Origin of the sequence: Bacillus sp. ok061 (assembly GCF_900108285.1) — a bacterium.
Taxonomy (GTDB): Bacteria; Bacillota; Bacilli; order Bacillales; family Bacillaceae_G; genus Bacillus_A; species Bacillus_A thuringiensis_S.
The window spans coordinates 122642-136588 of sequence record NZ_FNUW01000004.1; the positions used below are offsets into that span (position 1 = coordinate 122642).

Consider the following 13947-nt stretch of genomic DNA (forward strand, 5'->3'; position numbering starts at 1 on the left):
TCTACCCCTCTCCCCGTTACTTTGAACGTTTGTAAAATGGTGTTGGAACAACTACTGCTTTGACGCGTTTATTACGAATTTCAATTTCTACTTCTGTATCAACTGCTGCGTATTTTACATCAATTAGTGCTAAACCAATGCTTTTCTTTAACGTTGGAGATTGTGTACCACTCGTTACTTCCCCAATTTTTTCTTCACCAATAAATACAGGGTAATGCGTACGAGGAATTCCACGTTCGATTACTTCGATGCCGACTAATTTACGAGGCGCACCGTTTTCTTTTTGCTCTTTTAACGTTGCTTTTCCAAAGAAGTCTGCTTCTTTATTTGTTTTTACCGCAAAGCCAATTCCAGCCTCAATCGGTGTAATATCTTTTGATAATTCTTGTCCATAAAGTGGTAATGTTGCTTCGAATCGAAGTGTATCACGAGCACCTAAACCACATGCTTTTAAGCCCTCTTCTGCTCCAACTTCAAGAAGTTTCTCCCAAAGTTTTGCAGCATCTTCACTCTTACAGTAAATTTCGAATCCATCTTCACCTGTGTAACCTGTACGAGATACAAGTGCTGGAATTCCATCTACAAGAATATTGTTTTTAAATTTAAAGAACTTAATTTCTTTCAAATCTTCTGACACAACTTTTTGTAAAATGCCTTCTGCTTTTGGTCCTTGAATTGCAAGCTGTGCAACTTCACTAGAAACATTGACTACTGTCGCATCGCCAATTACATGACTTGCTAACCATTCGTAATCTTTCTCTATATTTGATGCATTGATTACTAATAAATAGTCTTCTTCACCACGTTTGTAGATTAATAAATCATCTACTGTACCACCATTTTCGTAGCACATAGCTGTATATTGTGCGCCCCCTACCTTTAAGGTAGATACGTCATTTGTAACAACACGTTGTAAAAATGCTAAACTATCTACACCTTTTACTTCAACTTCTCCCATATGAGACACATCGAACAAACCTGCCGCTGTACGTACAGCTTCGTGTTCTTCTTTAATGCTTGAAAATTGAACTGGTAATTCCCAACCACCGAAGTCGATTGTTTTCCCACCATACTTCGCGTATACATCAAATAACGGTGTACGTTGTAATGTAATCATGCTCTCTCCCCCTTATGCTTTGACAAATCAATAAAAGTTGCTTCCCTTTTCTAAACATTTTCATTCTGAAAAGATAGGATATACGGAATCTCATTATATTTTTTTATGAAAGCGTAAATAAAAAATCACTTTCTTGGATAAAATACGAAAGATTCCACACATTTCACACCATTATCCTAACATCATTCGCTATATTTCATCAATATTCTAGCATAAAAAATAATTTAGAATTTTTTATGTTAAAACTCAATAAATACAGCTTTTGAGATTTAATACTTTATTATTGTCTATCATATAGCCTTTAATAACGATAATCATGCCTTCTTTTAAGGCACATCATCATACATTAAAAAATAATTACTTTAGTTTATAAAAGGTGGGAGAGTCGTAATGAATGTCGATATTTCCGTAGATCGGACTTGGCAAAACAATTTTTTAAATAGAATTGATGAAGATGGTCCTTGGACAAACTGGGATTTATATCACTTAGCTTATGAAACAGAAAAATCGTTACTTGTTCCTACTTTTGATGGACTACAAGCACCAAAACATTTATCCCATTTCACGCCGCTTCCGCATCAATTAGAAGTCGCTCAAAATGTGATTGAACAAATGAATGGTAAAGCGATTCTAGCAGATGAAGTAGGTCTTGGAAAAACAATTGAAGCTGGACTTATTTTGAAAGAATACATGGTCCGCGGGCTTGTGAAAAAGGTACTTATACTTGTCCCAGCTTCTCTCGTATCACAATGGGCATACGAGCTAAATACAAAGTTTTTCATTCCCGCTGTAGCACAAAAGAAAAGCTACTCGTGGGAACAAGCTGACGTAATCGTATCATCAATTGATACTGCGAAACGTTCACCACATCGCGATATCGTGTTGAACTTAGAATATGACCTTATTATTATCGATGAAGCACATAAACTGAAAAATAATAAAACAAAAAACTATGAATTTGCACAACGATTAAAAAAGAAGTTTTGTTTATTACTAACCGCTACTCCTGTTCAAAATAAGATTGATGAAATTTTTAACCTTGTTTCTTTATTAAAGCCAGGACATTTAGGCAATCAATCCAACTTTGAAGAATATTACGCTTCCAAAAATCGTTCAGCCGAATCAGATGAAGACTTAAAAGCTCTCATTAACAAAGTAATGGTGCGAAATAGACGACATAATACCGGTATCGATTGGCCGAAGAGACATGTACGTACAATTTTTGTTGAGTTCAATGAACAAGAACAAGCTCTATATAATGATATCGAAAATTGGCGAGGACAAGACGCCTTCACATCTGCTTTCTCATCGTTAACTTTAAAACGGGAAGCGTGCAGTAGTCGTGAGGCTGTTTACTATTCATTGAAAAAGCATGTAGAAAAAAGACAGAAAGAAAATGAACATTATATAAAAGATCCACATATCGATGTGCTAATGGACAAAATTAATCATATTCCTTTCAATTCAAAAGCGAATAAAGCTCTTGAGCTTATAAAAGAAATTGACGATAAAGTCGTTATCTTCACAGAATATCGAGCGTCACAAATGTACTTACAATGGTTTTTACAACAACACGGTATTTCTTCCGTTCCATTCCGCGGCGGATTTAAACGCGGGAAGAAAGATTGGATGAAGGAGCTTTTCCAAAACCACGCACAAGTATTAATTGCAACTGAAGCTGGTGGTGAAGGGATTAACTTACAGTTTTGTAGCCATATGATCAATTATGATTTGCCATGGAATCCAATGCGTCTCGAGCAAAGAATCGGACGTATTCACCGCCTTGGTCAAAAGAATGATGTTCATATTTATAACTTAGCTACAAAGCACACTGTTGAAGAACATATTTTGAAATTATTATATGAAAAAATCAATTTATTTGAGCGCGTTATCGGTGAACTTGATGAAATTTTAACGAGAATTAATATGAAAAACATCGACGCGCACATTCAAGAAATATTTGCGCAATCAAAAAGCGAAGGAGAAATCCGAATTAAGATGGAAAACTTAACATCTATTATAGACTTTGCGAAACGAAATGAAGCTGAGGTGCAAGGCTATGCAGCAACATGAAATTCATAATTACTTATACAATTTCTTTGAGGCGAATAACTGCGAAATTTTAGAACGTTCTCCTCATTTATTAGATGTACAGTTAACAATTGAGATGGATAAATTATTAATGAATCGTCCTTTTTATTGGCACTATCTTGAGAAAACAGGAGGCGTACCGAATCCGATGCGCCTTACTCTTATTACAAATCCAGAAAATGAAGAAAATGATGGTGAGCTTATTCACTACGGTTCACCACGTCTACATCAAATTTTCCAAACGACAAAAGAATTAGGCTCTTACATACGTTTATATGAGGATGTAAGACATAATGGGGCAACACATACACCGCTCCACCCTTGGCTTGGTATTAATATAAAAGTTTCCTATCAATGTGATCGAAAAAAAGACATCCTTCACTCCATTGGTATTCATCTCATTTCTGGAACAATGATGGCAAACTTTCATGAAACATTAACTAACATTAAACTCACACCAAAAATACCTGATTTTTGTTTTACACTCTCGCCCATCATTAAACCTCAAAGTGGTTTACAACGTATAGAAGACACTTTAAAAAATATAATTGCAGAAGATGACCATACGTGGGCGAAAGAAGCAAGAGTGCGTTGGAATCATGATTTAGACCTTTTAAACCGTTTTTATGAAGAAAGTGAAGAACTTCCTGAGAGCTATGAAATTGAAAAACAAGCTCTGCAAGAACAGTATGAACCACGTATTACAGTGCAAATTATTAACGGTGGACTCTTTTATGTTACCGCGAATCATTTTCTATCTTGAAGAAGCTCCTTCTGCTTTAGAAGGAGCTTTATTTTGAGTTACTCTCTATCCTCATTACGCTCTTGTTGTTTTTGCTTTGCCATACGTTTTTGATACGCACGATCCTTTGCGCTTACATGATTTGCATCAGTTGGAAGATTTTCTTTCGAACGTCCAATCCCATTGCTCATCTTTCCCACTCCTTTTTACGTTTTTCAAAATACATGTTTATTTTCAGCTAGAGACACCATCCTTATGCAAAAAAATAAGAGCAGCCATCGGCTACTCTTACTCGCTCACATATTTTTGAAACATATCATGGATGCCTTTATTTACTAGGTTCGATATCTGCTCGTCAGATTTATTCGGATAACGATCACGCAACCTGATAGATGCCTTCACCATTAAATTTTCTAATACAGAACGGCCACCTTCTCCATAAATAATTTCAGCATATTTAACAAGCCTTCCATCCTCTACTGTTGCTGGATTATGATTGAAGAAAAATTTACTCATTGTCTCCACCTCTCTCTTTTGATAACGTTTACATTTATATAAATTATTTATGTTATTTATTTCACAATATTGTATGCATGTATATTTAATTAGTTTCATTATAAAGCAACATATCGATAGTAAATATGTGATTTTCCGTCCATTTTGTGAACAAATCAAAAATGAAAGCGTTTCCTTTATTATATACTAAAAAAACTTACTACGCTAGGGGCAATTTTTTTCAATTTACTAACCCCTCGAAAATTGATATATTTTTTCTTTTCCCATTAAACCTTATACAATTTTCAGAAATTATATTATAAAATATATGTATGACTTAAGGAGGCTTTGTATGAATCAAAATAAAAAAGCTATATTAGATCTTGTCTTTTATCTCGTAATCCCATTCCTCATTTGGAAATTTGCAAAACCTTATATCGATCCTTATTACGCGATGTTACTTTCCTCTGTTCCCGGGATTCTTTATACACTGTATACCTTTAAAAAAGAAAAACAGTTTAACGTGACAGGGTTCTTTATTTTAATTACACTCATTTCTAATACAACGGTAGATTTATTATCTGGGTCAGCTGAACGAATGTTGTGGAATGATGCATATTATCACATCGTACTCGGTATTATCGTCATCTGTACAATTTTTATAAAAAAACCACTTATGTTATATTTCGCTGCGGATATTGCCGCACTGCAAGGCCATGACCGCGATAAAAGTCGTGAGCTTTATCGTGATAGTCGTATATATCCAGCACTGCAATATTTAACGTTATTTTTCGGGCTGCAATTTATATTAAAAAGCTTTTTAAAAATTTATTTCATCTCTGTTTTTGGTGTAGATGGCTATGGTGAAATGAGAGCGATTATGACCGCTGTCGGCTGGGGCATTTCTATTTGTATCGGAATAGGGTTCGTATGGGTGAACAATAAAATACATGCCGTTACTGAAGAACAAGGATCCGTGCAGTAAATGAAGATCCCCTAGTGTATTACGACACTAGGGGATCTTTATTTTGCTAGACATATGACTAAAATTTAACTTGATTTTTTTCTTTTACTTTTTACATTTCGATAAAACAAAGCAGCACTCAACGGCATAACACCAAACCACTTATTCATAAATGGCTCTTTTTCAGCACGGCGTTGTTCTTTCTTTTGTTTTCGATCTTCTTTTGGAGCATCCATATACGACACAAACTGCTGCGTCACAAAGCGAACATAATCATTAGTAGACATATTATCATCACCTCTACTTGATTAGTATGTCCACTTTTTTATACATTAATCTTTTCCTTTAATTCATTCATAATTTGCTTTACAGACTTATTTGTCGTATCGATATGAATATGAGCCTCTTCATAATAAGCTCGGCGTGATTCAAATTTCGTTACAAATGCATCTATATCTTTCTTTTGAAATAGTGGACGTGTCGTATCTTCACGAAGCCTTTCTGCAATTACATGCGGATCACAATATAAATACACGACAGTTCCGTTCTCTTTCATCCACTTGCGATTTTCCGCTCGCTCAATAATTCCCCCACCAGTTGTAATAATGACATTATGGACTGGTAGCGAACGTAACATTTCGCTTTCATATTCCCGAAAAGCCATTTCGCCTTCTTCGGCAAAAATATTTCGAATTGCCTTCTCTTGCTTCTCTTCGATTTTTTGATCAGTATCTACAACATCCATTTGAAGTTCTTTACTTAATGCTTTTCCAATTGTTGTTTTCCCTGCTCCCATATAGCCGGTTATGTATATAGATTTCATTTTCTGTCCTCTCAATCGTCATTTATTAATTGTTATTATAACGAAAGATGCTACTTTGTTTAATAAAAAAACGTTTTGTTCTTATACTATGAAGAACAAAACGTAACACTCGCTTTTACTTATAAGTACCTCTTCTCACCCACTGCGTTGCAATCCATTTCTCGCCTTTCGTTACAGGTGCCCCTCCGTGTAACGTAAGCTCATTTAGTGATTGATCTTGATAAAAATACTCAAAGTATACTGCCATTCCCTTTCTAGGGTGTACAGAAAGATTTAATTTCGGGAAGTACGTTTCCCCGCCTTCTTCTACATCATTTAAATACATTACAAGCGTACTAATACGATTGTTAACAGCTGATCTACTATGTTCCGCAAAATAATCATAGTGTGCTTTATATTGTTGATCCACTTCATAATTTAAAATGTGCAACCCTTCTCCATGCGACGCAGGAACATTCATGATAGATGAAATTCGTTTTTCAATCTTTGAAGTAAGTTCATTGTCTTCCAAAAATGCACCGCTACTTGTTCGAATATCATTTACATCACGTGATGAACCAACTTTAGAACGCTTCATTTTATTTTTAGACATTTCAATCAATTCATCACACTCTTCATCACTTAGTACATTTGCTAATACGACAATAAGAGGTTCTTCGAATTTTGAAATAATGTGTATTTCTCTATCTTCTGTCATAATCGTATTTCCTTTATGATCAAAAATAGTTTGTTCCTTATTTTCATCTATTTGATTGTTGTTTGTCATTTCCCTATTCTCCCTAAAAATAATGATTGGATAGCATGAATATATCATATTCTTTCTACCTTTCTCTTTTTTGAGAAAATTTAAACTTTTAATCATTATATTTATCCATTTCCTCTAAAAAATCAATTCAATTTACAATAGAAAATCCTGGTTGATCTCTATATATTTTACATATTATCCTTCTATCCAATCCACTATTTTCCCATCCTTTTTTCTATACCGAAAACTCACCGTATAGAAAGCTTCCTGTTTGAGTGTGCACTGCAACGCAACGAGAATTGAATCATTTTCAAAAACATAATTCCCACTCGCTTCTCCCTTTTCATACTGAAAGAAAAATGCACCTTCTTTTTCTTTTTGCTGTAAGTCTTTTTTTATATCTGTAATAGATCGGTTAAGTAATTCATCCAGTAAAAACTTTTGTTCTATTTCCATATAAAAATTTTTATCTGTAAGCAACATATTGGTTTCGTATATAAAAAAAGAAGTTAATAAAATAAGAAAGATGATCGTTCCAGGCATTGTAAACCCATTTTGCCCTCTCATACATTCATTTCCATTTCACTATATCGCATAACTACCCCTTCATATATTTTCCCACTAGTATCTTTCACATTTATAATGAGTATATGAGGTGTTAGTTTGTAAGAAACCGTTCCAATATTTTGTAAAACAACTTCTCTCCCGCGCCTATTTACCTTTCTTATAAGACGACTATTCTCTTTTTCATATGATACTTCACTCCCATTACGCGATCGGAATCTTAAAATACTTTCTCCATTTTCAAATGCTAGCTGTTCTCCAGATGATACTTCACGAAACTCCAATTGCGTTTGACCTAAAAACACATCCCACTCCCAATCATTTAATCCTTTTGACTGTTTATTTTCGATTTCAATGAAATGTAGGCGGGGAAAGAGCAAAAAAAATATTGATAATAGAAACAGACATACAATCATTTCTATTAATGAAAAACCACATTCTAATTTATTTTTTCTCCTACATAAAAGCATTGTTCCACCATTCTGTCTTTCACATCTCTCCATATGGTACAAACTTCATTGCCTCCCCAATATGTGTAATACACAATTCCATTTACATTCTTTTCTATTATTCGCCTTTCTTCATTTCCATACATATATATAGCTGCTTCTTTTTTTAATAACCCAGATGCCTTATAACGAATTTGTATATTTTTTCTTTCTTGCATAACTAATACTGTTTGCGGTAGTAGTAACGATACAGCCATCATTAAAACACTTAACGATACAATCATTTCAGCCATTATGGATCCTTTTTGACATTTCACGATACGTAAATCTCCCTCTTCCAAGCTGAAATACAATTTCATATTTATAATTTCGATACGAAATTATAATCGTACCACCTCTATTAATATTTCCACTTGGATTATATGTCATCGGATTTGGAAACGTATGCAAATTAATTTGTATATCTTCCTCATACTCTCGCTTGACGATATAATACTTTGTACCTAACTCTTTTATAGCATACAAATTTCTATCTTTATGCCAACGTAATGTATAGTGCTTTTGACGGTTTATCGCTAATTGCTGCATATACAAAATATCATTTGAAAACTGTCTCAAAAATTGTTCAACTTTTTGTCGCTCGTATAAGGAATGAACACTAAAATACGTAACTATACTCAATACAGAAATAGCAAATAAAACGAGTAACATCTCTAAAAAAGTAAACCCTTGTTGTTTCACAATGTCCTAATTGATACTGTGCCATCATCTGAAATATGAATAGATTCGCCATTCGGACACTTATCAATTGTAATATACTTTTCATCTGTCAGTTCTTTTAACGATGGAATTTTATTATGTTGTAATTGATATACTTGTATTTGCGCTTCTATAGATTTCACGTAAGCTGCACACCCTTTTCCTTGGATCGATGAGCGCTGTGTAACTACATTCGGAATAATTAATAGTAATAATATAGTTATGACAACCATTACTAATAGCATCTCTAACAGAGTAAATCCTTCCTCATTCTGCATACAAATGCCTCCTAAATAGAATTCATCATTTGAAACATCGGCATAATCATCGCTAAATACATAAGGACAACGATTCCTCCAATACATGTAAATAAAATAGGCTGAATGATAACTAACATATGTTTAATTTTCCGTTCCATCTTTTCCATAATAAGATCGCTATAGTCACCTAATTCAATCGCTAAATTGCCGTTTGCTTGTCCATGCGTAATAACATAAGAAAGTTCTTTCTCGTAATACCCACTTTTAGCAATGATAGATTGTAACTGTTCTCCTCCAATTAATTGTCTTTCAATTCGGCTCGCTTCATATTGAAAGAACGGATGATATCTTTGCTCCATCATTATTGTTAAAGCTTCGCATACTGATAGTCCACCATTTAATAAACCACTCAACTGAGTAGCGAAATAATGTGAATGCTTTAAAATAAGAAATGTTTTGATGAAGGGAATACGATGCATGATTTTTACCTGTCTAATATGTGGAAGTTTCCTAAAATACAACATATATAAACTACATCCAATAATAACAGTTACAATAGCGGTTAAAATAATGTAAGGTAGCATTTTTATTGCACTTAAAATTTGTTCTGTAAGTAGTGGTGTATTAGAACCGAACGAACTATAAACCATTTCAACCTGAGGTAATAAGATGAGGTTGAAAATAAAAAGCATGATTAGTAGAAAAAACACCAAAAACATAGGATACTGCATTATTTTCATCATGTCTTTCCTATACTTATCTTTCTTATAAAGAAGTGCACTTCCTTGTTGCAAAGCGAAAGAAATATCACCATGTTGCTCGGCATAAAATAAATAACTTAACATGTCCTGATGAAACCTTAACTGATGAAAAGAATCATGTAGACTTTTCCCATCTTTTAATCCCTCAACCATGCGCTGCAATTGTACTTTCTTTTCTACAGGTAATTGAAACTGTAAAAATTCTAATGCTTGTAAAAGAGAGTAGCCTTTTTCTAATAATTCTCCTAAATGTTTCAACAATACTACTTGATTACTTAAACTCCAAGTTTTCTTAAACATAAACATCATCTTCTAAAAACCCTAAAGCATATCCTTTTCGTATTGACGATTCTAAAGTCTCATGTTTGTAAGTAACACATTCTCCATTCGCTTCTTTAAGCGCTTGTTTTAACTCATACCCATATAGCAGCTCATAAATGCTTGCTTGCCTTACTTGCCTCATTGATTTACATAAAGTTGAGCACTTCCCTCTGCAAAACGGACATTTCAATTCGACAAGTCGCTGTGCAGCTACAGCCAATAAAGACTGTTCAATCTCTTGCCTCGTTATACCATAATCCATGAAACGAATGATTGCTCCTTTCGCATCATTCGTATGCAGCGTTGTCATTACTAAATGTCCTGTTAAACTTGCTCTTATAGCTATTTTTGCTGTTTCTTCATCACGGATTTCACCGACTAAAATAATATCTGGATCATGACGTAAAATAGCCTTTAATCCTGTTTCATATGTGAGACCCGCTTTTTCATTTATTTGAATTTGTAATACATCGTCACTTCTTTTTTCAACCGGATCTTCAAGTGTAATGATGCGACGTGTTTTCTTTTTTCTAATTACCTCTAATAATGCATACATTGTCGTTGTCTTCCCAGAACCAGTCGGTCCAGTAAACACGAGTAGCCCCTGTGAATAGCGTAAAAACGAGAGTAGTTTTGCTGCCGTACTTGGAAATAACGAAAGATGTGATAAGGGCTGAACAGATGCTTGTAAATGAAGGCGAATAACGAGACTTTCTTGATATACTGTTGGAAGTGTTGAAAGGCGTAAATACACTTCTTGTCCATCAATTTGCAAATACAACGAACCATTCTGTGGCTTCCGTTTCTCTCCTATATCCATAGATGCTAAAAATTTAAAATGTGAGACAAGTTTTTCTCCAAACTCCTTTTCAATACATTGTCTCGTCATTAAATCTTTTCCTATACGTAGTTGCACCGCTACATCCTTCTGCCGGGGCACAATATGTAAATCTGACGCTTGTACCCTACACGCTTCTTTTAAAATTGTATTCGCAAAAATTTCAATCCCATTCATCACTTTTCCCTCCTCACTATGTATATAGCATGAAAACATGCACAATAAAAATTTGGAATTTTGCATTTTCACTAGAACAAAAAGGAAAAATATGTTTGTGAAATTATGAACAATTTCTGAATTATTGTCTGAAATTACCTATACTCATGTTTATCTGTATTATAATGTTATTATCTTGGATAAAGTGATAAAGGTGGAGATCCTCATGGAACAAGCTTTAAAAATTACAGGTGTTTTAGCTGACCCAACTCGTTATTACATTTATAAATATATTTCGCAAAAACATAGTTACGTAACTGTACAAGAAATTGCAGATGAATTCGATATTCATCCAAACGTAGCGCGTTTACATTTATCTAAATTAGAAGATGTTCATATGCTTAAATCGGAAACGAAGAAAACTGGAAAAGGCGGAAGACCAAGCAGATTATATGTCTTATCTGAAGATGTTATTCAATTGCAATTTCCATTCCGTGATTATCAATTGTTAGCAAGAATAGCATTTAATTCTTTACTTAGTCTTGGCGCTGCTGGTGAAAAAGCGCTATACGAAACAGGAAAACAATTCGGGGCCGAATTAATGCAACAACATATGCAACGTTTAAATGTGAGTGAAGATGCTTTAACAGTAGAACAAAAAGTTCAAATTGCAAAAGAAGCTTTCTCAACAGCTGGCTTATCACCTGCATTTGAATTAAGTGCAGATGGAACAAAAATTTTCTATGATGTACACAATTGTCCATTTAAAGAAGTTGCTGTTCATCATCCAACTGAAATTTGTAACATGCACGGAGATATGATGAAAGGAATTTTTGAAATCCTATTCCCTAACATGGAATTAACTCGAAATGATAGTCTATTAGATGGATGTAAATCTTGTAATTATAAACTAACAATTTAATTTCTCATATAAAAAGAAGCCAATAATAATTGGCTTCTTTTTATATGAACGAATATTTACAATAGTAAGAAAAATAAACTATAATGAGGTGAGGTTTTACTTTTTCTAGAAAAGGAGGGAAATGGCATGGATCGCATGTTTCGCGTTCTCGGCTTTTGGACTGGAATTTTCTCGGTTATGTTTTACGTAGGAGATATGCAACAGGCTGCACTACTATTTTTAGGACAAACAGGCTTCTTCGTACTTTTAAGCTATTTAAAATTAACAGAGCGTATGTATATATACGTATTCGGGGCATATTTGACTGTTTTCTTCATAGGATTTACATACTACACGACATTCTTACTTGTGCCTGGGGCTGGACATTAAAAGATGGCATTTTGCCATCTTTTTTTTAATTCCGGAATTTCCTAGTTGACTTATAGGTTTTATTAACTTATATTCTATATAACAGATTGGAATTAGGGGGAATCAACATGAATACACTGCTTGTCGGAATTAACGTTGCAGTCATGCTCATTTTAGTTGGCGTATTATATTATATGCAACGTAAGCATGTATCTTTTAATAAACGTGTATTTACCGCTTTAGGAGTCGGAATTTTATTCGGTCTTATATTACAATTTATTTATGAGCCAACTTCTAAAGTAATTATTGAATCAAATACTTGGTTTGGCTTAATCGGTAACGGTTATGTGAAATTACTTCAAATGATCGTTATGCCACTTATTTTAGTATCTATTATTTCAGCATTTACAAAATTACAGTTAACGAAAAATCTTGGTAAAATTAGTGGTCTTATTATCGGAATTTTAATTCTCACTACAGGAATCGCTGCAGCTGTCGGTATCGCTGCAAGTGCAGGATTTGATGTATCTGCAACAGGCCTGCAACAAGGTGATGCAGAATCTGCTCGTCTGAAACTAGTTGAAGAAAGATTTACTTCTATTGAAAAGACAACAATTCCAGATAAATTATTAGAGCTATTGCCTACAAATCCGTTTCTTGATTTAACAGGCGCTCGTCCAACATCAACAATTTCTGTCGTAATATTTGCAGCCTTTATCGGCATTGCCTTTATAGGTGTAAAACGAAAATATCCAGAACAAGCAGAGCTATTTAAGAAAATGCTTGATGCTGTATATGCAATCGTAATGCGTATGGTAACATTAATTTTACGTCTTACTCCATACGGCGTATTAGCTCTTATGGCAAAAACAGTTGCTGGTAGCGATATAAATGCTATTTTAAAACTTGGTAACTTCGTGTTAGCCTCTTATGTAGCACTTATCGTAATGTTTATCATTCACTTATTATTAATCGCACTGTCTGGTTTAAATCCAATTCAATATTTGAAAAAAGTATTCCCTGTATTAACATTTGCATTCACATCTCGCTCTAGTGCTGGTGCGATGCCATTAAATATTGAAGCTCAAAAAGAAAAGCTTGGTATCTCCGAAGGAATTGCAAACTTCGCAGCTTCATTTGGAGTATCTATCGGACAAAACGGTTGCGCAGGTATTTATCCAGCAATGCTTGCAATGATGGTCGCTCCAACTGTAGGAATTGATCCATTACAACCACAATTTATTTTAACTTTAATCGCTGTCGTCGCTATTAGCTCATTCGGTGTTGCCGGAGTTGGTGGCGGTGCAACATTCGCAGCTTTAATCGTACTATCTACAATGAACTTACCAATCGGTATTGTTGCTCTAGTTATCTCAGTTGAGCCATTAATCGATATGGGCCGTACAGCTCTTAACGTAAGTGGTTCTATGACAGCAGGTCTTATTTCAAGTAAATGGCTTGGTGAATTAGATCAAGATACGTACAATCAAGATGATACAAAAACTGGTGAAATTGCTTCATAATGAAAAAAGACGCTAACAATTGTATGTTAGCGTCTTTTTTATTCCGTTCCCTCTTTATAGATTTTATCT

20 protein-coding genes are annotated in these 13947 nt (G+C 34.2%); 7 read left to right on the forward strand and 13 right to left on the reverse strand.

Annotation, left to right across the window (positions count from 1 at the left end; translation table 11 throughout):
- Positions 1–16: 16 nt before the first annotated feature.
- Positions 17–1117, reverse strand: a complete 1101-nt coding sequence (gcvT, locus tag C4S65_RS07550; protein WP_000631776.1) for a glycine cleavage system aminomethyltransferase GcvT — start codon at positions 1115–1117, stop codon at positions 17–19.
- Between the two features lie 390 nt (positions 1118–1507).
- On the opposite strand from gcvT, the gene C4S65_RS07555 reads away from it, so the two are divergent.
- Both C4S65_RS07555 and C4S65_RS07560 read left to right on the forward strand, forming a co-directional pair.
- On the forward strand, positions 1508–3190 hold the full coding sequence (locus C4S65_RS07555) for an SNF2-related protein (protein ID WP_001100037.1): 1683 nt from the start codon (positions 1508–1510) through the stop codon (positions 3188–3190).
- Positions 3177–3971 (forward strand): YqhG family protein, encoded by a 795-nt coding sequence (locus C4S65_RS07560; RefSeq protein WP_086407240.1) that lies wholly within the window; start codon positions 3177–3179, stop codon positions 3969–3971. The genes C4S65_RS07555 and C4S65_RS07560 overlap by 14 nt, the downstream gene beginning before the upstream one ends.
- A gap of 38 nt (positions 3972–4009) precedes the next feature.
- Here C4S65_RS07560 and C4S65_RS35100 read toward each other — a convergent pair whose 3' ends face one another.
- Positions 4010–4141, reverse strand: a complete 132-nt coding sequence (locus C4S65_RS35100; protein ID WP_000064668.1) for a hypothetical protein — start codon at positions 4139–4141, stop codon at positions 4010–4012.
- A 97-nt stretch (positions 4142–4238) separates the two neighbouring features.
- On the reverse strand, positions 4239–4466 hold the full coding sequence (locus C4S65_RS07570; protein WP_000032702.1) for a hypothetical protein: 228 nt from the start codon (positions 4464–4466) through the stop codon (positions 4239–4241).
- Between the two features lie 73 nt (positions 4467–4539).
- Between C4S65_RS07570 and C4S65_RS07575 the strand changes: the two genes are divergently transcribed.
- Together C4S65_RS07575 and C4S65_RS07580 are read left to right on the forward strand one after the other, a co-directional pair.
- The gene (locus C4S65_RS07575; protein WP_001987222.1) at positions 4540–4656 is read left to right on the forward strand and encodes a hypothetical protein; all 117 of its coding nucleotides are present in this window, start codon (positions 4540–4542) and stop codon (positions 4654–4656) included.
- Between the two features lie 141 nt (positions 4657–4797).
- On the forward strand, positions 4798–5430 hold the full coding sequence (locus C4S65_RS07580) for a VC0807 family protein (RefSeq protein WP_103945177.1): 633 nt from the start codon (positions 4798–4800) through the stop codon (positions 5428–5430).
- Positions 5431–5495: 65 nt separating this feature from the next.
- Here C4S65_RS07580 and C4S65_RS07585 read toward each other — a convergent pair whose 3' ends face one another.
- From C4S65_RS07585 to comGA, 10 genes are all read right to left on the reverse strand, one after another.
- Complete coding sequence (locus C4S65_RS07585; RefSeq protein ID WP_000106083.1) at positions 5496–5696, reverse strand: YqzE family protein; 201 nt, start codon at positions 5694–5696, stop codon at positions 5496–5498.
- Positions 5697–5734: 38 nt separating this feature from the next.
- On the reverse strand, positions 5735–6232 hold the full coding sequence (gene aroK, locus C4S65_RS07590; protein ID WP_000836655.1) for a shikimate kinase AroK: 498 nt from the start codon (positions 6230–6232) through the stop codon (positions 5735–5737).
- A gap of 115 nt (positions 6233–6347) precedes the next feature.
- Complete coding sequence (locus C4S65_RS07595; RefSeq protein ID WP_000183838.1) at positions 6348–6998, reverse strand: 2OG-Fe(II) oxygenase; 651 nt, start codon at positions 6996–6998, stop codon at positions 6348–6350.
- A gap of 174 nt (positions 6999–7172) precedes the next feature.
- Positions 7173–7544, reverse strand: coding sequence for a competence type IV pilus minor pilin ComGG (gene comGG, locus C4S65_RS07600; protein WP_001214887.1), 372 nt, complete (start codon positions 7542–7544; stop codon positions 7173–7175).
- On the reverse strand, positions 7541–8011 hold the full coding sequence (gene comGF, locus C4S65_RS07605) for a competence type IV pilus minor pilin ComGF (RefSeq protein ID WP_000923095.1): 471 nt from the start codon (positions 8009–8011) through the stop codon (positions 7541–7543). Before comGF ends, comGG begins: the two co-directional genes overlap by 4 nt.
- The gene (locus tag C4S65_RS07610; RefSeq protein WP_000829466.1) at positions 7981–8283 is read right to left on the reverse strand and encodes a hypothetical protein; all 303 of its coding nucleotides are present in this window, start codon (positions 8281–8283) and stop codon (positions 7981–7983) included. The genes comGF and C4S65_RS07610 overlap by 31 nt, the downstream gene beginning before the upstream one ends.
- The gene (gene comGD, locus C4S65_RS07615; protein WP_042972675.1) at positions 8276–8731 is read right to left on the reverse strand and encodes a competence type IV pilus minor pilin ComGD; all 456 of its coding nucleotides are present in this window, start codon (positions 8729–8731) and stop codon (positions 8276–8278) included. The genes C4S65_RS07610 and comGD overlap by 8 nt, the downstream gene beginning before the upstream one ends.
- Positions 8728–9027 carry a competence type IV pilus major pilin ComGC gene (gene comGC, locus C4S65_RS07620; protein WP_001178681.1) on the reverse strand — a complete coding sequence of 100 codons (300 nt, stop codon included), beginning with the start codon at positions 9025–9027 and terminating at the stop codon, positions 8728–8730. Before comGC ends, comGD begins: the two co-directional genes overlap by 4 nt.
- Before the next feature lie 11 nt (positions 9028–9038).
- A complete protein-coding gene (gene comGB / locus C4S65_RS07625) occupies positions 9039–10076 on the reverse strand; it encodes a competence type IV pilus assembly protein ComGB (protein ID WP_042973412.1) in 1038 nt (345 codons plus the stop codon).
- Entirely contained in the window at positions 10063–11106 is a 1044-nt protein-coding gene (gene comGA / locus C4S65_RS07630; RefSeq protein ID WP_001013181.1) for a competence type IV pilus ATPase ComGA, read from the reverse strand. Before comGA ends, comGB begins: the two co-directional genes overlap by 14 nt.
- 205 nt (positions 11107–11311) lie before the next feature.
- Here comGA and C4S65_RS07635 point away from each other — a divergent pair, with 205 nt between their 5' ends.
- From C4S65_RS07635 to C4S65_RS07645, 3 genes are all read left to right on the forward strand, one after another.
- Positions 11312–12007 (forward strand): helix-turn-helix domain-containing protein, encoded by a 696-nt coding sequence (locus tag C4S65_RS07635; RefSeq protein ID WP_000434108.1) that lies wholly within the window; start codon positions 11312–11314, stop codon positions 12005–12007.
- A gap of 126 nt (positions 12008–12133) precedes the next feature.
- Positions 12134–12376, forward strand: coding sequence for a DUF2626 domain-containing protein (locus C4S65_RS07640; RefSeq protein WP_000375619.1), 243 nt, complete (start codon positions 12134–12136; stop codon positions 12374–12376).
- Between the two features lie 107 nt (positions 12377–12483).
- Positions 12484–13878 (forward strand): L-cystine transporter, encoded by a 1395-nt coding sequence (locus C4S65_RS07645; protein ID WP_001094344.1) that lies wholly within the window; start codon positions 12484–12486, stop codon positions 13876–13878.
- Positions 13879–13947: the final 69 nt, after the last annotated feature.